This window comes from Paraglaciecola marina, assembly GCF_004360155.1.
GTDB lineage: Bacteria > Pseudomonadota > Gammaproteobacteria > Enterobacterales > Alteromonadaceae > Paraglaciecola > Paraglaciecola marina.
Window position 1 is genome coordinate 102,565 of the sequence record NZ_ML178720.1, and the last position, 21,922, is coordinate 124,486.

Here is a 21,922-nt window from a genome sequence, read left to right on the forward strand (position 1 = left end):
AATGAGAAGCACACGCGGTATAGAGGTTCTAGTAACACCATGATGCAAAAAAAAGTATGCTTACTTGGTGCATCTGGAGTAGGGAAAACCAGTCTAATAAAACAGTATGTCGAAGGTATTTTCTCTGAAAAATATCTTACATCTATTGGTGTTAAGATTGATAAAAAACAAGTAGAAACTAAATCAGGTCAAGTCAAGTTGATGATTTGGGACATAGAAGGTATTGATCGGTATTGCGGTTTTCAACCTAAATATCTGAGAGGCGCCTCCGCCTATATTATAGTCTCCGACCAAACTCGCTCCCAGTCTTTGCTTGAAGGCGTTGAAATTCAAAAAATGATAAAAGAAGTAACAGATATTCCCGGGTTACTAGCCATTAATAAATCTGACCTACCAGAAGCTTGGCATTGGAGTCAAAAAGAACTTGAAGACATCCAAAGTGGATACGAGAAGACATTCCATACCAGTGCAAAAACTGGGGAAAATGTAGAAAACATGTTCACCCACCTAGCTCAAATAATTGCAGAGTAAAATTAAGCATGGATGCATCACTTCTCAAAACACTAGGCTTATTGGATTGTATTATTATTCAACGGGTGAACACTAATGAATTTGAAGTGTTATATATGTCCAATAATTGGGCAACTGAGTTATTACCTGAGGCAGTTGGGATATTTACCTTTAGTGAAGATTCATCCCCCTATCTTTTAGATTTTTTGATTGATGCTAAAAACTTATGGAACTCTGAAAAAGACGGAAAAATTGATTCTGGTATCTGGTCAGAACAACTCCCCAGCCAGTTAATTAGGCTGGAAGCTACCGCTTTTTATAAAAATAAAAATCAATTTCTGCAAATAAATAAAATAGATACTAGCTACGAAGAAAAGCAAAAAACTCTACAAATAGCTCGAGAGTTGATGTTTTCTGCAGACAAAATATCCGAACAACATGAATATTTACATGCAAAAATGGATGAGCTACTCAGTGGGCCCACTCAAACATTCTTTTTAAAACAACAGATATCTCAAGCCCTAGAACAAACAGACTTAGGGGTGGCTATACTTACTCCTGAATTACAAATAGTGAATAGTAACCCAGCTTTAAAAGCATTGTTCACCGACTCGAACATAAAAATAAATATCCCCGAAGACAGGCTAGTAATCGAGCTATTTAGAACCCAATACCCAGAATGTGAACGAATTTTTTCAACTGGAAGCACTTGGAGTGGAGAGCTTTATTGGTTAAATCCACCTAGACATGGAAAATGGTTAAAGATGACCATACATCCAATAATGTCCGCAAATCAGGTAATACAATATTGGATATTGAGCGTAAGTGACATTACGCAAATTAAGTTTTTACTAAAACGCAATGAAAAATTAGTTCACTTTGACGCGGTTACCGACTTACCAAATCGACAGTTTTTTTGGAAAAAACTTGAAGAAAAAGTCAATCAAAGTTTGCCTTTTTGTTTACTGTATTGTGATATAAAAAACTTTAAACGAATTAATGAGCTATATGGTCATCAAATTGGTGATCAAGCCATTAAGGAGCTAGCGAGTCGGCTCAACTCAATCACTCAAGGAGATGATTTATTAGCTAGAATTGGGGGCACAGAATTCGCTGTAATAATGAATTTGAAAGAAGGTAGCCCTAGTCAATCTATTAAATATCAAGAACAATGCTCTAAGTTTGCTGAAGAATTAATTAACTCATGTCGTATTCCATTCTACCCAGCACCAGGGCAAAAATGTGAGATTGGACTAAATGTAGGAGCCGCTGTTTTTCCGTTAGACTCCAGTAATGCCGAAGAACTCATGAAATATGCAGATTTAGCAGTATATTCTGCCAAAAAGCAAAAAAGTCAAAGTAGTATCCAGTTCTACTCAAAACAACTCATAGAAGCTTCACGTAAACGCATAGAAATGGAAGATGCATTGCGAGTCGCGATTAAAAACCAAGAATTTGAAATATTTTTACAACCTATCTTAGATTTATCTACTAATAAAATTGTAAAAGCAGAAGCGTTAATCCGCTGGCGCCAAAAAGGACACGCACTAGTTTCACCTGAAGAGTTTATTCCTCTAGCCGAACAAACAGGGCTAATCATTCCAATTGGTAAGTGGGTTATCAGCGAAGCTTTTAGGCTACTAGCTCAACTTAACAAGCAAGGAGAATCAATTTCTATTGCAATAAACTTATCTCCTCGCCAAATAAGTGATCGCCAATTATTTGAGTTCATTCAAAGTAACGTAGATGAGTATAAAATCAATGCGCAAAAAGTTGAATTCGAACTAACCGAAGGGGTACTTATTGACAATTATGAGAAAGTGCACCTGCTTCTCGAGCAGATACATGAATTAGGCATGAAGGTATCCATTGATGATTTTGGCACTGGATATAGCTCTCTGTCGTATTTACAAAAATTGCGTATTGACCACCTCAAAATAGACCGAGCCTTCATTAAAGAGCTAACTGAATCTAGCAAGGAAGGGGATTTTGCTTTAATTCTAGCGATTATCTCTATGGCAAAAAGCTTAAATCTTGGAGTCATTGCAGAAGGGGTAGAAACTCAAGTTCAGCGTAATTTCTTAGTCACAAACAATTGCAATGTTGCACAAGGTTATCTATTTAGCCCCCCTCTACCTTTTATTGATTTTTGCCAACTACTAAAAGGTAATAGTTAGCTTAAACAAACCCTAGGAAAACAAACGTTGTTCACCGGCTCTGCGCCTTTTACTTTTAATGACGAGTAACAAGGTGATAAATGCAGGTAATGCTTGAATATATAAAATACTTGTTTTAGCAGTAAGTCCACCGAAGATTCCAGCAATCACAATACACATTAATAAAAAAACTTTTAAAGTTTGATTACCCGTTATTAATCCTAACAGCAATCCCAGCCCTAAAAAGCCATTATACAAACCTTGGTTCATAGCTAATACTTCTGAGGACTTAGCAACTTCTTCGGTCATTGAAAATATCTTGTGACCTATTGGATGATCCCAAAAAAACATTTCTAACACTAAAAAACCAAAATGTAGAGCGGCAACAAGAAACGTCATAAAACCAGCTAAGAACTTCATTCGACAAACCTATGATTATTTTTATTGTGGAATTTATAGTGTGGGAATTTATATGAAGTTGCAAGAATAGCACTCAATACAAAGACAAAAATGCTGTTTAACAGGAAATAAAAAAGCGCCTTTCGGCGCTTTTTTAATATTAGGGTTAACTATTTACCCATCTGACCTTTCATATATCTGAAGAAGTCACTATCAGGTTCAACCACTAACACGTCTTGTTTACTACTAAAGCTTTTCTTGTATGCATCCATACTACGTAAAAAGCTGTAAAATTCGGGATCTTTAGTATAAGTCTCTGCATAAATTTGCGCAGCTTGGGCATCACCCTCACCTTTCAACTTACGTAAGTTACGCTCCGCATCAGCTAACATAACCGTTACTTTAGCATCGATGTCAGCTTTGATAAATTCAGCCTTCTCTTTACCTTCAGATCTATGTTCTCTTGCAACCGCTTCACGCTCGGTACGCATACGTTGGAATATAAAGTTACGTACTTCAGTAGGCAAGTTAATTTGCTTAACTCGAACATCCACAATCTCTATACCTAGCTCATCAGAGCTAGAAGAAGCCTGTTCCATTGCTTCGTCCATCAATTCTGAACGCTCACCTGAAACAATTTGTTGAATAGTTCGTGTACCAAACTCAGAACGTAAACCGTTATTTACTTTCTGTTGTAATAACACCTCGGCATTACCTTTGATGCCACCAGTGGCTAAATAGTAAGTAGCAAAATCTTTAATTTTCCACTTCACGTATAAATTAACGATTAAGTCTTTTTTCTCTGCCGTTACAAAACGATCTGGCGCTTCGTCTAATGTTTGTATGCGAGAATCTAACTTAACCACTCTATCAAAGAATGGTAGTTTGAAATGTAACCCCGGCTCAAAGACAACTGTGTCTCCAGTGTCATTATCTCGTTGCACTTTCCCAAACTGAATAACAATTGCTTTGGTGCCTTCATCTACAACAAAAAGTGAACCAGACGCAAGTAGAGCTAAGACGACAACAATTACTCCAATAAAATTCTTCATAGCTTAGTTTCTCCCACTACGTAGGCCATTACCACGAGTGGTTCTGGTGTTACTTGATACTGGCTGGCTACTATCATCTTGATTTTGTAAACCTTCTAATGTACTCCGGATATTAGCTGGAATACTTGGGCCAGACTGACGCTCTAGTATTTTATCTAAGGGTAAATACATCATATTGCCTGTACCTTGGGTATCCACCAAAATCTTACTCGTATTACTGTAAACTTCTTCTAACGTCTCTATATATATCCGGCTACGGGTAACTTCAGGCGCCGCTGTGTATTGGGGAAGTAACTCTTCAAAGCGAGCTATTTCACCTTGCGCTTCTAAGGTTACACGTTCTTTATATGCCTGTGCTTCTTGTGCCATACGGTTTACTTGACCACGAGCACGGGGCTCTATTTCACGAGAGTAGGCTTCTGCTTCATTAATAAAGCGTTGTTCATCTTCCTGAGCTGCAATTGCATCATCAAACGCTTCTTTCACTTCTTCAGGCGGTCTAGCGTCTTTAAAGTTTAAGTCAACGATAGTAATTCCCATATCGTATGACTCAATAATACCTATTAGCTCATCACGCACACTCTGCCTTGCGCCTTCACGACCAGCAGTCAAAACACTATCCATCTTAGAATGCCCGACAACATACCGAATTGCACTGTCAAATGCCTGACTAAGACTTTCTTCAGGGCTAGTTACAGCAAAGGTATATTTATAAGGTTCTAAAATTTTGTATTGTACTTCCATTTCAACACGGACTACGTTTTCGTCTTCGGTCAACATAGAGCCAGATGAAGGCATAGAGCGCACGGTTTGCACATCTACTGGAATAACCCTATCTACAAAAGTAGGTTTCCATTGAAGTCCAGGCTCAACAAATTTATTAAATTCACCAAAACGAAGAACCACGCCACGCTCAGCTTCTCGAATCGTATAAAATCCACTAAACACGTAAACCACGACTAAAATACCGAGTATAACTGCCAGACCGATCCCGCCTAAGCCTTTGCCGCCAGTGGAGCCACCTTTGCCACCGCCACCAAACTTACTAAATTTACCCATTAAATTTTTAAATACCTCATCTAAATCAGGTGGACCTTGATCACGGCCACCCTTATTTTTCCAAGGATCATTATTGTTACCACCGGGCTCATTCCAAGCCATTATTATTCTCCAGCTAGTTAATTCAAAATAGGCTAAACCTATTTACAATACGTAATTCTTAATTTTTTGATCTGTATCTAGTTTTTAATACTGCACTATATACGATTCTAAATCTGTATCCACTCGCTTAATTAATCTTTGCCAATCACTTTTTTCCATTCTAACATCAACTTGCCAGTCTCCGTTTTCAGCGTAGCTTTGTGAGGCAATACAATTCATATCAAAAAACACCCCACGTAAATTACTTTTAGACGGAGGAATGCGCAAACTATGTTGCACCATATTTTTCGACAAACACTCTGTTATCGCATCATTTAACAAATCTATACCAATGCCTTGCTGGGCTGATATCCAGACACGAATGGGCATACCCGTATCGTCTCTATCTATCTTGGCACTTACACCATCCATTCGATCTATCTTGTTGCACACCACAAGTTGTTGAATCTCGTGGGCATCGATCTCCTCTAACACATCATTTACCTCATCTATATTTTCACGAAACTGATCATCAGAATAATCAACCACGTGCAACAAAAGGTCTGCCTGCTGTGTTTCTTGAAGTGTCGCTTTAAAAGCTGCAATTAGATCATGGGGGAGATGTCGTATAAAACCAACCGTATCAGCAAGAATTGCAGATCCTACATCTTGTAACTGAATTTTTCTAAGGGTCGGATCTAGTGTTGCAAATAGCTGGTCAGCTGCATATACAGAGGCTTCGGTGACCGTATTAAACAAGGTCGACTTTCCTGCGTTGGTATACCCTACTAGAGACACTGTTGGTATTTCTGCACGCACCCTAGAGCGTCTACCTTGCTCTCGTTGCTTTTGTACCTTTTCCAGTCGACGTAAAATGGCTTTTATTCTAGCCCTCAACAAACGCCTGTCTGTTTCAAGCTGAGTTTCACCTGGCCCACGAAGACCAATACCACCTTTTTGTCTTTCAAGGTGCGTCCAGCCTCTAATTAATCTGGTACTAATATGCCGTAGTTGTGCAAGCTCAACTTGCAATTTACCCTCATGAGTTCTAGCACGTTGTGCAAATATATCTAATATCAAACCGGTACGGTCCAATACTCTACATTTGCACAACTGTTCTAGGTTACGCTCTTGGGAAGGGGACAAAGAATGGTTAAAAATAACAATATCAGCTTGCTGTGCACGCACAGCATTAGCTATTTCCTCGGCTTTACCGCTGCCAACAAAATAACGAGCTTGTGGAGCTTGGCGCGAGCCTGTCACCACATCAATTGCATTTACACCTGCAGAAGATACAAGGAGCTGAAGCTCTAATAAATCTTCTTTGCTATTTTCATCTGAAAAATCAACATGTACTAAAACTGCCTGTTCACCAGTTTCATAACGGTCAAACAAGCCGTTCTCCTAACACTTTAACTGTCGTCTGATTCCGCTTGCCCAGATGCTGGCATTGGGATCGCACGAGAGGGAACTACAGTAGATATGGCATGTTTATACACCATTTGACTCACTGTATTCTTTAATAAAATAACGAACTGATCAAACGACTCAACCTGTCCCTGGAGTTTAATCCCATTTACTAGATAAATAGAAACCGGAATACGCTCTTTACGCAGCGCATTTAAGAACGGGTCTTGTAACGATTGCCCTTTAGCCATTGTATTTCCTTTTTTTTATTATTTAGAAAAAACTCCAATAAAGATTATACAGTAAATCATATACCTGTATAGACACACTAGAGCTGAATATCGCCGAGCGTCATCACTTTATCGAGATTGTCTTTCCCAAAAGTATCAAGCGGGTGAATATTTTCCCAGCTTCTTAACCAAGTTAACTGCCTTTTTGCTAGCTGACGAGTAGCTGCAATTGCTTTTTCTTGCATCTCTTTTTCGGTAAAATCACCATCTAAATATTGCCACATTTGCCGATAACCAACACATCGAATAGAGGGTAAATCTAGATGTAAATCCCCCCTATCCCTTAATTTCTCTACCTCTTCCCTAAACCCTGCCTTCATCATCATATCAAAGCGTAAGGCTATACGCTGATGTAATACTTTACGATCATTTGGTGCTATACAAAACTGTTTAACATCATAAGGTATTGGGGAAGTTTTTGTTGCCAACAAATCAGTCATAGTGCGATTAGTTAGAAGATAAACTTCTAATGCTCTTGTTAAACGTTGAGGATCATTAGGGTGAATTCTTGCCGCAGAAAGTGGATCGATCTCTTTCAGCCTGTTGTGTAATGCCTCCCAGCCATATTCTTTTGCCTGGGCTTCTAACTTTAATCTTACATTTTTATCAGATTCTGGTAACGGCGATAAACCATCAATAAGGGCTTTGTAGTACATCATAGTACCACCTACTAAAAGAGGAACATTCCCTCTGTTGGTGATGTCCTCCATTGCGACCAGAGCATCTTTTCTAAATTCAGCCACTGAGTAGCTTTGGGCAGGGTCTAAAATATCAATAAGGCGATGAGGCGCTTTTAACTGCTCTTCTGCACTTGGCTTTGCCGTACCTATATCCATCCCCTTATAAATTAAGGCTGAATCCACACTAATTATTTCACAGCCTAACTTATCACATAGCTCAATTGCTAAATCTGTTTTACCAGAGGCCGTAGGGCCCATTAGAAAAAGCGCAGGGGGCAGGTTCTTTTGTTGATTAGGAATCACGATAAATTTTTCACCCACTCTTGCATTGGGACCATTTTGCCGATTTTATTTAAAGCACCCGTTAAGTTTGGCTCATTTGAGAGTAGTGACAACCACATTTCATGACATTGCGAATTTGAAAACTCTTTCACCATAGAGATACATGCCAATAGATGCTTACAAACCAAAACGCTGTCCGTTTCTTCACACTGCAACGTAGATTCTAATATGTCTACCCAAGGGAACTGCCTAAAATCAGAAGGGACTTTACGTAGTAATATACGATTAGGGGTCCAACCTATCTCTACACTGTTTTCTAACAAGGGCTGGTATAATGCTTTGGCCTGCTCTAATAACTCCGGCGTCGCTTGAATGGACACTGGCATGAGTAAGGGTTGCATTGCTGGCATTTGTTCGGAAAATTTCGCAACTAAAACATATTGATACAACTGAGCGATACCTACTACATAAAACGCACTACCATGCGTGACCAATATTTGTGTATCGTTTACTCGCAACCATTGACCCACGTCAGAGCTTTGCTTCGAAGACTGCTCTAAAACAGAGTTTACAGCCACAGGTGAAGGCTGATTTTCCCCCATACTGGCAGTAGGAGTCATAAGTTGCTGGTAGTTTGACGCAGACTGGCTAACCACCTCAGCATTATAAACTTGTCCTTGCGTGGCAATTTTATTACCGAGATGACGACTACTTGGCGCTGAACGAGGTACATACCCTGGTTTAGCGGCAACCGGTGCGACTTCAGTTTGTAAAGGTACAATATAATCATGATTTGGCTCTGCAGGCGTCAAAACCTGGGGCTCAGATACTTGATTAGCACCTTGTAAATATTGATTTAAAGCATCATTTAATGCTCTAAAAATAAAATCGTGAACGATTCTCGCTTGATGAAATCGCACTTCGTGTTTAGCAGGGTGAACATTTACATCGACTTGCTCTACAGGCAAGGTTAAATACAACACATAAGCACTTTGGCAATTGTCCGCAACGACGCCTTCAAAGGCTTGGCGTAAAGCATGATTTATCAGCTTGTCACGCATCATACGTCCATTGACATAGAAGTATTGAAAATCAGCTTGAGGTTTGGCGTACTCAGGAGGCGTAAACCACCCAGTTAACCTAAAGTCTTCATACTCACTATTTAATTCTATACCGTGCTCAGAAAAAGCTTGCCCGCAAATTGCAGCAACCCGTTTAACCCCATTGGCTTTTGCACTTTTAGCGGGATACTTGCGTAATAATTTACCGTTGTGCTTTAAAGTAAAACCAACATCAAACCGGCTAAGAGCAATGCGCCGTAGTAACTCGTCAATGTGCGTAAATTCTGTTTTTTCAGTTCGTAAAAATTTACGTCTTGCAGGGGTGTTAAAAAATAAATCCACAACCTCAACGCTGCTTCCAGTTGGATGAGCGACAGGGTTAAGCTGCACTTCCATATCTCGGCCTTCACAGTGGGCTTGCCATGCTTGGCTTTGATTTTCTGGTTTTGAGCTTAGAGTTAAACGAGAAACAGAGCTGATACTTGCCAGTGCCTCCCCTCTAAAACCTAAACTCGATATAGCTTCTAGATCATCTAACTTGCTAATTTTACTTGTAGCATGACGGCTTAAAGCCAATGCTAACTCTTCATGAGCAATACCCGAGCCATTATCACGGATTAAGATCCGTTTATGCCCCCCTTTTTCTATCTCAATATCAATGTTAGAAGCGCCAGAGTCTAGACTGTTTTCCACCAGCTCTTTGACTACAGAAGCAGGACGCTCGACAACTTCACCGGCGGCTATCTGGTTGGCTAATCTTGCTGGAAGAATTTGAATGGGCAAAACAATACCTTGTTTAGAATGCGTAAAATTAGGTACGAGGAATAGTCAACACTTGACCGATACGCACAACGTCAGTATTTAAATTATTCGCTTTTTTGAGACTACTCACTCGCACTTTATAGCGCTGCGCTAATAACGACAATGATTCTCCACTTCGTACCTTATGAGTTCGGTTTTCATTTTTCCACTTAGCCCATAAAGAACTATCTGGAGGTGAACTTTTGAAATGCTGCTTGATACCATCAAAAATAGACTGAGCTAGCTTTTGTCTATATGCAGACCAATTAAGGTTCTTTTCTTCTTTAGGATTCGAAATAAACCCTGTTTCGACTAAGACTGAAGGTATATCAGGTGAGGTTAGCACCGCCAAACTTGCGGCTTGTGGTTTGCTTTTATGTAATCGTGTCACTTTACCTAAATGGCTAATCACATCACGACTTAAGTCATAACTGGTTGTTAAGGAGTGATCCATAGACATATCGAGTAACGCTTGTGCTAAATAACGTTCGTTCGCAGTATCTTGAATAATTTCTGCCGCACCGCCTAATAGCTCAGAATGTCTCTCTGTTCTCTCCATCCATCGTCCAAGTTCGGTATTGGCTCTTCTCATAGACAACACCCACACAGAGGCACCATGTGGCTGTGGCGTTGTAAACGCGTCGGCGTGAATCGACACCAGTAAATCTGCTTTGTGTTTTCTTGCAAGTTGCGGACGTTTATTAGGTGAGATGTAATAATCTCCGGTTCGCGTCATGACGGCCTTTAAGCCTTTCTCTTTGTTAATCAAAGACTCTAGGCGCTTCGCGATACCAAGGGTGACGTTTTTTTCATAACTTCCACCACGACCTATTGAACCCGGGTCTTCGCCTCCATGACCGGCATCAATAACAATAATAATGTCTCTATCAGTACCAGATTGAGCATCTAATACCACTTTAGGGGCAGAAGAAGTAGGGTCGTTTAAATCAATTACTAACCTATCTCCATAAGGAGAGGTTGGAGGTAGAGCAAAAATATTTTTCTCTACGTTTTTAGTTAGCTCCATTACAATTCTAACAGAGCCACTATTTTTAGCTTTACTGTAACGTACCTTCTTAACTAACTTGCTTTCGTTAGCCACTTTTGAAAAATCAAAAGTCTTAGGAGTATTTTCAATATCTACTACCAAACGATAGGGATTCTGCAGTGTAAAATAGGTATATTTAGGAGTATCAGATAAATCGAAAACTAAACGGGTGGTGTTAGGAGAAGGCCAAATTCTTAACCCTTCAATGGCATTTTTAGCAAAACTTACAGGGCCAAACCCCATCAGCAAGACACTGATTAATAAAAATTTGACTGTATTGTTCCCGAACTTCTGCATTTTATATTTCTAATGTAAACGGTTAAGTAACTGCGCTCCGGAGGCTGATTGAGCTTTTGCAATCAAAATACGCCCCGTTGACTTGTATTCAATTCTAATGTGTAAATCTGCTGCTGCCAAGAGACCCTCGCCTTTGTCTGGCCATTCCACCAAACAAATACAATCAGGCGAAAAATAATCTCGGATCCCCATGAACTCCAGCTCCTCTGGATCACTCAAGCGATATAAATCAAAATGAAACACTTTCCAATCATCTAACTCATATGGCTCTACAAGTGTGTATGTTGGGCTTTTAACCTTACCTTTATGACCTAAAGCTTGAATAAACCCACGACTAAAAGTCGTCTTGCCAGCCCCTAAATCACCCTCAAGGTAAATAGTTAAACCTGTGTCACAATTTCGAGCCAATTCACCAGCAAAGGTAACCGTCGCTTCTTCATTGATAAGTTCACGGGTAAGTATTTCACAGTTTTCGGTTATTAGGTTTTCAGTGTCGGTCATAAGCTGTTAATTGTAGTCCTTAAAGCAGGTAATAAATCTGAAGCAATCATACCACGTTCTCCGTATTCTCTGGCAACCTTATCTGCGGCTTCAGCATGAGCACAAACACCATAAACTGTCGCTTGTTGTGGCGGCAGGCCTTGAGCAGAAAACGCACCTATAATCCCCGTTAATAGGTCCCCCATTCCGGCAGTAGCCATACCTGGATTTCCACCATCGCACACCCAAAACATCTGTCTATCATCAACGTTAAGACTACCAGTACAAATAACAGTTCCCGCTCCTTTTAGTAGGCTTGTTGCTTTAAAAGAAAGAGCTAATGTTTGGCAACTAGTGTAACGGTCAGCTTCAACGTCATTAATACTCTGGTTCAATAGACGACAAGCCTCACCAGGGTGTGGGGTTAAAATACAGTGTGGCAGCTCACGAACCACGTTTTTAGTATAATCATCACTCAATGCCAACAGGTTTAAACCATCTGCATCAATAACTAAAGGTTTATGCTGCTGTTCTAGATGCGCCATAACGGCTTGAAATTGTTTTGTAGCCCAAGTATCCCGCCCTAATCCGGGGCCAATAATAATACTAGTACACCAGTTTAATGCTTCTTCTAAATCAGAGGTCGTTACCATCAACTCTGGCCTAGTAGCACCAACAAGCGCAGCACTTGATTCATGACAAAATACTTTTACAAGCCCAGTACCAGTGCGTAACGCAGCTTCTGCAGATAATCGTATTGCACCTGGCATACCCACGTTACCGCCAATACATAATAACTTACCAAAGTGGCCTTTATTAGCATGGGGAACCCGACAAGTCAGGGGTTGTAAGCGCTTCCAATTAACTGTTTTGCCTTGAAGAGTCGCCAATTCAAAAAAAGAAGGACCTATGCCTAAATCATTAAATTTGAGTATTCCACATAGACTTTTTGCCTTTCCCGTCACCAAGCCAGCCTTTATCGCCACAAAAGTTATTGTTATGTCAGCTTTAATACACACAGGCAAAGGCGATCCCGTGTCAGCATTCATGCCTGAAGGTAAATCGAGACTTAATACAGGAAGGTTCTTAGCATTGACGGCTAGAATAGTGTTTTGAAAGCTTTCTTTAACTGGCCCTGTAACGCCAGTACCTAGCAGTGCATCAACCACTAAATCAACCCCCTCAAACTCCATATCAGCAAAACTAACAAGCTCTCCACCAGCTGCTAACCATTCACTTTGAGCTTGTTTAGCATGTCCATCTAAGACTCGACTGGGGTCTTCACAAGCCACAATAACCTGAGCTCCTTTACTCAGGGCAAGGTTTGCTACTATATAACCATCACCGGCATTATTACCGTTACCGGCAACCACTAATATATATTTTGCATTGGGCCAGTGGCTGTCGAGTACATCAAAGGCGGCCTCGCCTGCTCGCTCCATAAGTTCATATAAGCTGCAACCGACAACCATGGCAGCCTCTGATTCAAAGCGCCTAACTTGTTCAGCACGTACAATGTTATGTGCTAAACTCGCTGCCGATTTATTGGTTAACAGGTTAGGTAATGTCATCACTTAGCGCTTCAGAATTGTCAACATTGGCTGAAAGTATCAAGGCTTGGGGCAAAGAGCTAGGATTTCAGCAAGTTGGTATTTGCGATGTGGACTTATCTGAACACGAAGGTCGGCTACAGCAATGGCTAGATAAAGGCTTTGCTGGAGAGATGGCTTATATGTCTGACCATGGCATGAAACGAGCCCGACCAGACGAATTATTACCTGGGACGATTAGAGTCATAAGCGTGCGTATGGACTACCTGCCCCCAGATGCTAAATTTGCTCATAATTTAAAAAACAAAGAACAGGCTTATATTAGCCGCTATTCCCTAGGACGTGATTACCACAAACTCTTACGGGCTCGCTTAAAAAAATTAGGAGAAAAGATACGTACAGAGTGTGCTGACTTAAACTTTCGACCATTTGTTGATTCAGCCCCTGTACTTGAACATGCCATTGCAGAAAAGGCAGGGATAGGTTGGACAGGCAAGCACTCTCTTACCATTAATAAAGAAGCAGGCTCTTGGTTCTTTTTAGGAGAACTATTTGTCGATATCCCATTACCCATAGATCAAGCTATTCAAGAAAACTGTGGAGACTGCACGGCCTGTATCACAATTTGTCCTACCCAAGCGATAGTAGAGCCTTATGTTGTAGACGCAAAACGCTGTATTTCATACCTTACCATAGAACAAAAAGGCGCCATTCCAGAAGAATACCGCCCACTCATAGGTAATAGAGTGTATGGATGCGACGACTGCCAGCTCATCTGCCCTTGGAACCGCTACGCGAACATTACTGACGAGCATGACTTTCACCCCAGAGCGACCTTACAAGGTAAAGATTTACTGGTGCTTTTTACATGGGATGAAGTGACGTTTCTCAAAAACACAGAAGGCTCAGCAATACGCCGAATAGGTTTTGAGCGTTGGCAACGTAATATTGCAGTGGGATTGGGTAACGCGCCCTACTCTGCAGCCATTATTGATAGTTTAAATAAGGCATTAGTTCACGCCTCACCTCTGGTAGCAGAACATATTCACTGGGCATTACAACAACAAACAGCAGGCCAACCCAAAACAAGTAGCAGGCTCACTCAAAGGCTCATTCGCAGTGTCGAAAAAGGTCTCCCCAGAGACGCCTAACTAAGTGCTCAATGCACCTTGATTGGTAATTTACAGATAGTTTTGAGCAAGTTTAAGAGCACAGCTATGGTAAGCAGACAAATACAGATCTGATCTGATATCGTCTGCAGGATAGCCATATAACCCAAAGCGATTACCACGACTGTGGCTAATAATAAGTGCATAACGGGCACTATTTTTAATATCACCACGAAAGGGGTCCAAAATAGGTACCTGGTAACGACCACATTTCATCAAGGCAATTCTGCGACCTTGCCTATACACGGCACCATCATAAACAGGGTTATCAATAGTGGCATATACTGCAAACTTGGGAATTTGCACTGTCACACCTTGCCAAGTCATCTGAACAATTTGTAGCGTTTCGGCAAGTGATGAAATCGACTTAGGTAATTCAAATGTTTTCATTATCCCTCCTAAATATAGTGTTCCTATTACATAGACAGACTAACATACAAAAAATGCTCAAAAATTAAGATAATAGTCTTTACAGAGTAAACAATACTCTTCTGAGTATTCTCCTAACTCATTATAAATAGTAATTTTTTCGGTCACCCTTGGGGCAGGTTTTAAGCTAAAAGCCAAAAGTGCCCTAGTGACTAACTTTTGGGGTTGAGTGCTAACTTGAAGCTCTTTAATACAAAATAACCCCATGCTCTGGGCACTCTCGATAAAGCTAAGCGCAACATCAAAAGGTAAGACACAATAAAAACGACCATCCATGGCTAGATTTTCTATTACCTGTGCCAATAAGACTTGATGCTCTAACGTTAGCGTTTGTCGCGCGTGAACTCTAGTATTTTTTGATTGTTTTTTGTTCGCGGCAGTATTAATTGGAAAATACGGAGGGTTACTAATAATTAAATCATAAGAACACTTGCTTGAAAGAGCTTGCAAAGGTCGGAGTTCAAACAAAAGCTGTTGATACCAAGGACAATTTTTAGCATTAAGCTTAGCTTGCTCAATAGCTATTGGGTCGATGTCAATTCCATAAATACGACAGTTATCTGTGGCTTTTTGGGCCAACATAATAGCCAGTAAGCCACTACCGGTGCCAATATCAAGAATATTCTCTGAAGTATTAGGCTCAGCCCAACTACCCAACATAATGCTATCGGTCCCCACCTTCATGGCACAATGGGTGTGCTCTATGAAGAACTGTTTAAACTGAAAACCCTTTTTCTCCAATTTAAAAGACCTGCAATCGAATCATTTTTTTAGCCACATCTCTAGCTTGTACAGGTTTATATTTAGCTAATTTACCCATAAATAAAGGTGATAAAATACCACTGACAAAGAGACTCATTGTTTCTAGAGGTCGAGATTCTTGGCGCTCTCCTAACAACAATGAGGGTCTGACTGCAGAAGCATGTTTTAGTTGAGACATACCTAAAATGGCATTTTCTAACTCACCTTTTACCTTTAAGTAAAAATTACCACTGTTGGCGTTCGCCCCAACTGAAGATATCCATACAAAGCTCTGGGCTTTTCTAGCAAGTTGCGCCGCAACATGTATATATTCAAAGTCAACTTTACGAAAAGCAGCTTTTGAGCCCGCGCGCTTAAGGGTCGTTCCTAAGCAGACATAGGTATGAGAGTTATAAAAATACCCTTGATAGTCATCTAAACAATCAAAATCGACTACAATTAGCTGCAACTTATCTGACTTAACTGAGAAAAAGTTATTGGGTAAAGGCTTACGTATTAAACAAATGATAGTTTGGTATCTATCATCAACGCAAAGCTGCTGAACTAGGCTTTTACCTACCAATCCAGTGGCACCAAGAACCAACGCATTTTGTAACATATTCTAAGCCTTTTGAATTTACCAATCAGTTTGAAACCCATACAATGGGATACTTGATGGGTACAAGATATCAAGAAAACCTCATTCCATATAAAAATAAAAAAATTAATCACTTCAAACTCTGGTTCTTAAGACAATATTTTACTTCAGGGAAATACGATTCATGAAAAACATCGCGAGCCTTTTAATTTTGGGCTTACTCCCCCATTTTGCAAACGCTACAGACACTTCCAAGCAGTTAACTATCGAGCGAATATTTCAATCCCCAGCCTTACAAGGGACTGCACAAAGAAATCTACAAGTCTCTCCTGACGGTAAACGTGTCACTTTTTTACAGGGTAAAAAAAGCGATTATGAAAGACTCGATTTATGGGAGTACGACATCAGTAGTGGTAAAACTCAGCTATTGTTGGACTCAAATGTCTTGAGTTCAGGGCCTGAGGTATTGTCTGACGAAGAAAAAGGCCGTAGAGAGCGTATGCGTTTAAGTGGCTCTGGAATTGTCAGCTACCAGTGGTCGGCAGATGGTAAAGCGGTATTATTCCCTCTTGCAGGAGATGCTTATTATTACCGCCTCGATGACAAAAAGGCTTTGCAACTATTGCAAACACCAGAGTTTGAAACAGATTTAAAACTCTCACCTAAGGGTAATTACTTATCTTATGTTAGATCCCAAGACTTATTTATCAAACATATTAAGACAGGCGTAGAAACACGTTTAACCTATGATGGCAAAGGGCCAATTAAAAACGCCATGGCTGAATTCGTAGCCCAAGAAGAAATGAGCCGCAGAACTGGTTATTGGTGGTCACCTGATGAGTCCCATATTGCTTTTACTCAAATTAATGAAGCACCCGTTGCAGAAATTACCCGAAGTGAAATATACGCTGACTCAATTAAAATGATCACCCAGCGCTACCCAAGTGCTGGCACTAACAATGTGATAATAAAGCTTGCCACCGTTAATATCAGTAATAAGCAAAAGTTATGGGTTAATTTAGGAGCAGATCCAGATATTTACTTAGCTAGAGTAAAGTGGATGAAAGATAGCAAAACCCTTACCTACCAAAAACAAAGCCGTGACCAACAAACGTTAGAACTTAACACCTTTAATATTCAAGATATGAGTGAGCGCACTTTATTAAAAGAAAACAGCAATACATGGGTAAACTTGAATGATGATCTACATTTTCTAAATGACCAAAAGCACTTTATTTGGGCATCAGAAAAAGATGGCTTCAAGCACTTGTATCTTTATAAAAATAACGGCGAGTTAGTACGCCAGTTAACCTCTGGTAAGTGGGTGGTTGATAAAATCGAAAGCATTGATGAGGTTAATCAACAAATTTACTTTACTGGCCGAGCTGATACGCCAACCCAGCGCCACCTATATAAAATAGGATTAAATGGTGGTGACATTGAAAAAGTTACCGAGCGCAGTGGTTTCCACGATATCTCATTTAGCGACGATGCAAGTGTATATATTGATAGTTTTTCCACTACTAACACCCCACAGCAAGTAAGCTTACATAAAGCATCAGGCGAACAAGTCACTTGGTTAAATAAAAATCAAGTTGAAGGTAATCATCCACTAACACCTTATATGGCGGCATGGGTTGAACCCACTATATCTAGCTTAGTCACTAAAGATGTCACCGAATTATACTATCGTTTATACAAGCCTAAGAATATCAAAGGTAAACACCCAGTTATTGTTTATCAATATGGAGGCCCAGGAGCACAAGTTGTTACAGATAAATGGGGGGGCAATCGAGGTTTGCTGATGCAATATTGGGTCAGCAAAGGATACATAGTTTTTAGCCTAGATAACCGTGGTTCAGAAGGCAGAGGCAAAGCCTTTGAGGACCCCATTTACAAAAAGATGGGCAGCATTGAGTTAACAGATCAAATTGCAGGCGTAATATTTTTACGCACATTACCTTATGTAGACAAAGATAGGATTGGCGTTTACGGCCATAGTTATGGTGGCTACATGACATTAATGGCAATGTTTAAAGGCGGTGATTATTTTGCAGCTGGGGTGGCGGGAGCTCCAGTTACTGATTGGGCACTATACGATACCCACTACACAGAACGCTTTATGGGACACCCTAAAGTCGATGCTAGTGCATACAAAGCTTCGTCAGTATTCCCTTACGCAAAAGATTTAAAAGGCGATTTATTGATTTATCACGGAATGGCCGATGACAATGTATTGTTTACCCATAGCACTAAGCTTTACAAACACTTACAAGACTTAGGAATACCGTTTGAAAGCATGGATTACCCGGGCAAAAAGCATAGTATTCGAGGTAAAAACACTGGTATTCACTTATATAAAACCATTACCAACTTCTTCGATAAACACTTAGAAATGAACTAGGTTTGAGGATTGTTTCGGGGGAAGCCCCGAAACGATTATCTAAATATACTGATGTTAATTAAGCAAACATCTGGGTGGCTAGAGTTTGTTGAATACCTACTACAGAATCTTTCTTGAGTTCAGCTTCTATGGGATTATCGCGACCTGATATCCAAATTTTAAGCTCTGCATCTAAATCGAAGTGCCCTGCAGTTTCAACTTTAAAGTGAGTAATAGCACGGTAAGGAATTGAGTGATAATCAACCTTGCGCCCAGTCACACCTTGTTTATCTATCAAGATTAAACGTTTATTAGTGAAAACGTACATATCTCGAATCACTTTGAATACTTGTTGAATACTCTCTGATTCACCTATTATTGGCTCTAATTCCTCAGCAACCTCTTCTACATTTATCTCTGACGCATTGCCCATAAGGCCGTCTAATAATCCCATTTCATTCTCCCATTGAATAACTAGAGGATTAGCATAAATGTTGATGCGAAAATAGCAACCACAGGCTACTATTCCTCCGGACTAATAACTAGGTGAATCTATACCCTCTCATGCCAAATGTAACATTTTCAGACATACAAGCCGCCGAACAGCGCATTCGCCCATATGCTAAGCACACACCTATTGTGGGATCACAGTTACTCAATACATGGTTAGGCCATGAGATATTTTTTAAGGTTGAATGTTTTCAAAAAACAGGGGCTTTTAAACTAAGAGGCGCTTTGAATATGATGCTCAAAGCCCAAGAAGAAGGCAGGCTAGGCCAGCGAGTGGTAGCTAATAGTTCTGGTAACCATGCACAAGCAGTAGCTTACGCGGCAAAGATATTAGGCATTAAGGCGACTATTTTTAGTCCGCAAAATGTATCTAAAGTCAAAGCGGCAGCTACACAATATTATGGAGCAGAGTTAGATCTAAGCCCAACCCGTAAAATTGCAGATGAACGAGTAGTTAGTGCTGCAAAAGAAGAAGGAGTGTTATACGTCCCTCCTTTTAACCACCCTCACATTATGGCTGGGCAAGGCACAGTTGTCCTCGAGGCATTAAAAGAAATTGGAGAAGTTAACGCTGTTTTTGCCCCTGTAGGAGGTGGCGGTTTGGTATCTGGTTCGGCTATAAGTGCCAGAGGTTTATTCCCAAAAACAAAGATTTTCGGATCAGAGCCTTTAATCGCAAATGATGCAGCCCAGTCGCTTAGGAAAGGCAGTATTCAATCTTTACCTGAACAGCCCAATACCTTAGCTGATGGAGCAGCCACTTTGCAGGTGGGAGCTGAAACCTTTGGACATCTGCAGGCACTCGATGGCATTTACGAAATCAACGAGCGCCAAATCGCATATTGGACTCAATGGCTGCAACATTTATTAAAGGTTCATGTTGAACCTACCAGTGCAATGAGTATGGATGCCGTGACCCAATGGTTAGTTAAGCAAACCAGTCCGCAAAAGATACTCGTTGTGTTATCAGGTGGAAATATTGACCAACAAAAAATGCAAAAAATATGGTCTGAAGACCATTTACAAAGATTACCCACTCTTTAATTTTATTATTCATGGGTTAGCGTTTGTTAACCTACCCTGCCCCACTCAATTGATTTTAAGCTGAGACTTTTAGCAACAAAACACCATTGCTTAGAATATCACCTAATTTTATGCCAATTATTCCCACAAAAATGCGAATTTTGGCCATTATCAAACCCAAAGTATTGTGTTTATTGCAAACATATCCAATCTAAGGCAAGTTAGACTAAAGGCTTAGTTTAAGGATAAGATTTTGAAACATTTACTTTTTGTTTCTTTAATATGGTTTAGCAGTTTGACCATAGGTGCACCTACCCATATTAGTAACGTCAAAGGTTACACCTTAGACAATAATGGTGTTTTGATTCAATTTTCAAACATAGTGTTTGATGGTGGAAAAGTGTTAGCACTCGGCGGACTGGAAATTAATGAAAACTATCCAGCTGCCACTCAAGTCGATGGCAAAAGTAAAGTGATGTTACCAGGGCTGATTGATTCACACGGACATGTAATGGGTCTAGGAGAAACATTATTACAAGTAGACCTACGAGAAAGTAAATCAGCTTTAGACGCAGCCAAAATGGTACAAGCTTATGCCCAAAGTCAAAAAACGCTACCTTGGATCACCGGCCGAGGCTGGAATCAGGTTCTTTGGCCAGGCAAACAATACCCCAGCGCAAATATTTTGGATGAGTTTGTCAAAAATAAACCTGTCATGCTCTCTAGAGTTGATGGTCACGCGACATGGGTAAACAGTAAAGCCTTAGAAATAGCCGATATTACAAAAGATACACTCGACCCTCCAGGGGGTAAAATTATTCGAGATGCTAATGGGAATCCAACTGGTGTATTAATTGATAACGCTATCGACCTTTTATATGAGCACTTACCAAAAATATCAGAAGCGACCCTCAAATCTCAATTGGACGCAGCGGGTAAACAACTCCTTTCTGAGGGGGTGACGAGTGTTCACGATGCTGGGATAGGAAAGGCTACATATAACTACTATCAAAAACGTGTAGCAGAGCACACCTTACCAGTGCGTATTTATCCGATGATAGGCGCTTATTCACCGGCACTGATAGAAATGTTAAATGCTGGACACATCCAAGACCAATATGACTGGTTATCAATAAAAAGCGTCAAAGTATATGGGGATGGAGCATTGGGCAGCCGTGGTGCTGCACTGCTAAAACCTTACTCTGACGATCCACACAATAAAGGACTATTAGTTACCCGAGAAGCGGATTTAAAACCACTATTCGATTTAATTTTAGGTAAAGGATTTCAACTTAATTATCATGCAATTGGAGACAGAGCCAACCGCCTTGCACTGAATCAGTTTTCAGATAGTTTTAATGGAGTTGGAGGTAAGCATCTTCGTAACCGTGTTGAACACGCACAGGTTATTAATGTTGACGATATCCCACGCTTTAAAACCCTAAACATTATCCCAGCCATGCAACCCACCCATGCAACAAGTGATATGAATATGGCAGAAGACAGAGTAGGCAAAGAAAGGTTAAAGGGTGCTTATGCATGGCAAACATTTTTAAAGCAAGGTACACCTGTAGCCTTTGGTTCTGACTTTCCTGTGGAACTCTCTAACCCATTTTATGGTTTACATGCCGCGGTCACACGGCAAGATCGCAACAACTATCCAGAAAGTGGCTGGATCCCAGAAGAAGCAGTAACCGTGACACAAGCCTTTAGAGGTTTCACCTTAGATGCAGCCTATGCGGCCCATCAAGAGAAAATATTGGGAGGATTAACACCAGGGAAGTGGGCCGATTTTATTTTTGTAGATCAGGATATTTTTGCAATATCAACGCAAGACATTTGGAAGACTAAGGTGCTAGAAACTTGGATTGCAGGTGAACAACGTTATAAAAAACAATAAATATTTACTAATCTAA

Annotated in this window: 20 protein-coding genes; 6 read left to right on the forward strand and 14 right to left on the reverse strand. The window is 40.3% G+C overall.

Annotated elements, in window-relative coordinates; translation table 11 throughout:
• Nucleotides 1–39 precede the first annotated feature (39 nt).
• Both EOK74_RS00465 and EOK74_RS00470 read left to right on the forward strand, forming a co-directional pair.
• Nucleotides 40–531 carry a Rab family GTPase gene (locus EOK74_RS00465; protein ID WP_133467885.1) on the forward strand — a complete coding sequence of 164 codons (492 nt, stop codon included), beginning with the start codon at nucleotides 40–42 and terminating at the stop codon, nucleotides 529–531.
• 8 nt (nucleotides 532–539) lie between these two features.
• On the forward strand, nucleotides 540–2,687 hold the full coding sequence (locus EOK74_RS00470) for a putative bifunctional diguanylate cyclase/phosphodiesterase (protein ID WP_133467887.1): 2,148 nt from the start codon (nucleotides 540–542) through the stop codon (nucleotides 2,685–2,687).
• Nucleotides 2,688–2,699: 12 nt separating this feature from the next.
• Here the strand turns inward: EOK74_RS00470 and EOK74_RS00475 are convergent, their stop codons facing one another.
• The 10 genes from EOK74_RS00475 to EOK74_RS00520 all read right to left on the reverse strand — a co-directional run bounded on the left by EOK74_RS00475 (nucleotide 2,700) and on the right by EOK74_RS00520 (nucleotide 13,174).
• Nucleotides 2,700–3,086 (reverse strand): DUF1304 domain-containing protein, encoded by a 387-nt coding sequence (locus EOK74_RS00475; RefSeq protein ID WP_133467889.1) that lies wholly within the window; start codon nucleotides 3,084–3,086, stop codon nucleotides 2,700–2,702.
• 149 nt (nucleotides 3,087–3,235) lie between these two features.
• Nucleotides 3,236–4,117, reverse strand: coding sequence for a protease modulator HflC (gene hflC, locus EOK74_RS00480; protein ID WP_133467891.1), 882 nt, complete (start codon nucleotides 4,115–4,117; stop codon nucleotides 3,236–3,238).
• A gap of 3 nt (nucleotides 4,118–4,120) precedes the next feature.
• A complete protein-coding gene (hflK, locus tag EOK74_RS00485) occupies nucleotides 4,121–5,278 on the reverse strand; it encodes an FtsH protease activity modulator HflK (RefSeq protein WP_133467893.1) in 1,158 nt (385 codons plus the stop codon).
• Nucleotides 5,279–5,362: 84 nt separating this feature from the next.
• A complete protein-coding gene (gene hflX / locus EOK74_RS00490) occupies nucleotides 5,363–6,652 on the reverse strand; it encodes a ribosome rescue GTPase HflX (protein WP_133467895.1) in 1,290 nt (429 codons plus the stop codon).
• Nucleotides 6,653–6,669: 17 nt separating this feature from the next.
• A complete protein-coding gene (gene hfq / locus EOK74_RS00495) occupies nucleotides 6,670–6,915 on the reverse strand; it encodes an RNA chaperone Hfq (RefSeq protein ID WP_133467897.1) in 246 nt (81 codons plus the stop codon).
• Nucleotides 6,916–6,992: 77 nt separating this feature from the next.
• The gene (gene miaA, locus EOK74_RS00500) at nucleotides 6,993–7,892 is read right to left on the reverse strand and encodes a tRNA (adenosine(37)-N6)-dimethylallyltransferase MiaA (protein WP_133468228.1); all 900 of its coding nucleotides are present in this window, start codon (nucleotides 7,890–7,892) and stop codon (nucleotides 6,993–6,995) included.
• A 41-nt stretch (nucleotides 7,893–7,933) separates the two neighbouring features.
• Nucleotides 7,934–9,760 (reverse strand): DNA mismatch repair endonuclease MutL, encoded by a 1,827-nt coding sequence (gene mutL / locus EOK74_RS00505; protein ID WP_133467898.1) that lies wholly within the window; start codon nucleotides 9,758–9,760, stop codon nucleotides 7,934–7,936.
• A gap of 28 nt (nucleotides 9,761–9,788) precedes the next feature.
• Nucleotides 9,789–11,123: an N-acetylmuramoyl-L-alanine amidase gene (locus EOK74_RS00510; protein WP_133467900.1), complete on the reverse strand. Its 1,335-nt coding sequence runs from the start codon at nucleotides 11,121–11,123 to the stop codon at nucleotides 9,789–9,791.
• 9 nt (nucleotides 11,124–11,132) lie between these two features.
• Entirely contained in the window at nucleotides 11,133–11,624 is a 492-nt protein-coding gene (gene tsaE / locus EOK74_RS00515) for a tRNA (adenosine(37)-N6)-threonylcarbamoyltransferase complex ATPase subunit type 1 TsaE (RefSeq protein ID WP_133467902.1), read from the reverse strand.
• Nucleotides 11,621–13,174: an NAD(P)H-hydrate dehydratase gene (locus tag EOK74_RS00520; protein WP_133467904.1), complete on the reverse strand. Its 1,554-nt coding sequence runs from the start codon at nucleotides 13,172–13,174 to the stop codon at nucleotides 11,621–11,623. The genes tsaE and EOK74_RS00520 overlap by 4 nt, the downstream gene beginning before the upstream one ends.
• Between EOK74_RS00520 and queG the strand changes: the two genes are divergently transcribed.
• A complete protein-coding gene (gene queG, locus EOK74_RS00525) occupies nucleotides 13,168–14,304 on the forward strand; it encodes a tRNA epoxyqueuosine(34) reductase QueG (protein WP_133467906.1) in 1,137 nt (378 codons plus the stop codon). The genes EOK74_RS00520 and queG overlap by 7 nt on opposite strands.
• A gap of 30 nt (nucleotides 14,305–14,334) precedes the next feature.
• On the opposite strand, the gene EOK74_RS00530 is transcribed toward queG, so the two are convergent.
• From EOK74_RS00530 to EOK74_RS00540, 3 genes are read right to left on the reverse strand one after another with little or no spacing between them, the layout of a single operon-like run.
• The gene (locus EOK74_RS00530; RefSeq protein ID WP_133467908.1) at nucleotides 14,335–14,712 is read right to left on the reverse strand and encodes a hypothetical protein; all 378 of its coding nucleotides are present in this window, start codon (nucleotides 14,710–14,712) and stop codon (nucleotides 14,335–14,337) included.
• A 57-nt stretch (nucleotides 14,713–14,769) separates the two neighbouring features.
• Nucleotides 14,770–15,492 carry a tRNA1(Val) (adenine(37)-N6)-methyltransferase gene (locus tag EOK74_RS00535; RefSeq protein ID WP_205964440.1) on the reverse strand — a complete coding sequence of 241 codons (723 nt, stop codon included), beginning with the start codon at nucleotides 15,490–15,492 and terminating at the stop codon, nucleotides 14,770–14,772.
• A gap of 1 nt (nucleotide 15,493) precedes the next feature.
• Nucleotides 15,494–16,111: a Rossmann-fold NAD(P)-binding domain-containing protein gene (locus EOK74_RS00540; protein WP_133467910.1), complete on the reverse strand. Its 618-nt coding sequence runs from the start codon at nucleotides 16,109–16,111 to the stop codon at nucleotides 15,494–15,496.
• 163 nt (nucleotides 16,112–16,274) lie between these two features.
• Between EOK74_RS00540 and EOK74_RS00545 the strand changes: the two genes are divergently transcribed.
• Nucleotides 16,275–18,494, forward strand: a complete 2,220-nt coding sequence (locus EOK74_RS00545; protein ID WP_133467912.1) for a S9 family peptidase — start codon at nucleotides 16,275–16,277, stop codon at nucleotides 18,492–18,494.
• Between the two features lie 58 nt (nucleotides 18,495–18,552).
• On the opposite strand, the gene EOK74_RS00550 is transcribed toward EOK74_RS00545, so the two are convergent.
• The gene (locus EOK74_RS00550; RefSeq protein WP_133467913.1) at nucleotides 18,553–18,927 is read right to left on the reverse strand and encodes a PH domain-containing protein; all 375 of its coding nucleotides are present in this window, start codon (nucleotides 18,925–18,927) and stop codon (nucleotides 18,553–18,555) included.
• 110 nt (nucleotides 18,928–19,037) lie between these two features.
• Between EOK74_RS00550 and EOK74_RS00555 the strand changes: the two genes are divergently transcribed.
• Nucleotides 19,038–20,027, forward strand: a complete 990-nt coding sequence (locus EOK74_RS00555; protein WP_133467915.1) for a serine/threonine dehydratase — start codon at nucleotides 19,038–19,040, stop codon at nucleotides 20,025–20,027.
• Between the two features lie 232 nt (nucleotides 20,028–20,259).
• Nucleotides 20,260–21,906 (forward strand): amidohydrolase, encoded by a 1,647-nt coding sequence (locus EOK74_RS00560; RefSeq protein ID WP_133467917.1) that lies wholly within the window; start codon nucleotides 20,260–20,262, stop codon nucleotides 21,904–21,906.
• Nucleotides 21,907–21,922 lie beyond the last annotated feature (16 nt).

Excerpts from the sequence above, each read along its gene's own strand:
- EOK74_RS00465 (WP_133467885.1), top strand. The coding sequence starts at position 40 with ATGATGCAAAAAAAAGTATGCTTACTTGGTGCATCTGGAGTAGGGAAA.
- EOK74_RS00470 (WP_133467887.1), top strand. The coding sequence starts at position 540 with ATGGATGCATCACTTCTCAAAACACTAGGCTTATTGGATTGTATTATT.
- EOK74_RS00475 (WP_133467889.1), bottom strand. The coding sequence starts at position 3,086 with ATGAAGTTCTTAGCTGGTTTTATGACGTTTCTTGTTGCCGCTCTACAT.
- hflC (WP_133467891.1), bottom strand. The coding sequence starts at position 4,117 with ATGAAGAATTTTATTGGAGTAATTGTTGTCGTCTTAGCTCTACTTGCG.
- hflK (WP_133467893.1), bottom strand. The coding sequence starts at position 5,278 with ATGGCTTGGAATGAGCCCGGTGGTAACAATAATGATCCTTGGAAAAAT.
- hfq (WP_133467897.1), bottom strand. The coding sequence starts at position 6,915 with ATGGCTAAAGGGCAATCGTTACAAGACCCGTTCTTAAATGCGCTGCGT.
- miaA (WP_133468228.1), bottom strand. The coding sequence starts at position 7,892 with ATGGGCCCTACGGCCTCTGGTAAAACAGATTTAGCAATTGAGCTATGT.
- EOK74_RS00510 (WP_133467900.1), bottom strand. The coding sequence starts at position 11,123 with ATGCAGAAGTTCGGGAACAATACAGTCAAATTTTTATTAATCAGTGTC.
- tsaE (WP_133467902.1), bottom strand. The coding sequence starts at position 11,624 with ATGACCGACACTGAAAACCTAATAACCGAAAACTGTGAAATACTTACC.
- queG (WP_133467906.1), top strand. The coding sequence starts at position 13,168 with ATGTCATCACTTAGCGCTTCAGAATTGTCAACATTGGCTGAAAGTATC.
- EOK74_RS00520 (WP_133467904.1), bottom strand. The coding sequence starts at position 13,174 with ATGACATTACCTAACCTGTTAACCAATAAATCGGCAGCGAGTTTAGCA.
- EOK74_RS00530 (WP_133467908.1), bottom strand. The coding sequence starts at position 14,712 with ATGAAAACATTTGAATTACCTAAGTCGATTTCATCACTTGCCGAAACG.
- EOK74_RS00540 (WP_133467910.1), bottom strand. The coding sequence starts at position 16,111 with ATGTTACAAAATGCGTTGGTTCTTGGTGCCACTGGATTGGTAGGTAAA.
- EOK74_RS00545 (WP_133467912.1), top strand. The coding sequence starts at position 16,275 with ATGAAAAACATCGCGAGCCTTTTAATTTTGGGCTTACTCCCCCATTTT.
- EOK74_RS00550 (WP_133467913.1), bottom strand. The coding sequence starts at position 18,927 with ATGGGATTATTAGACGGCCTTATGGGCAATGCGTCAGAGATAAATGTA.
- EOK74_RS00555 (WP_133467915.1), top strand. The coding sequence starts at position 19,038 with ATGCCAAATGTAACATTTTCAGACATACAAGCCGCCGAACAGCGCATT.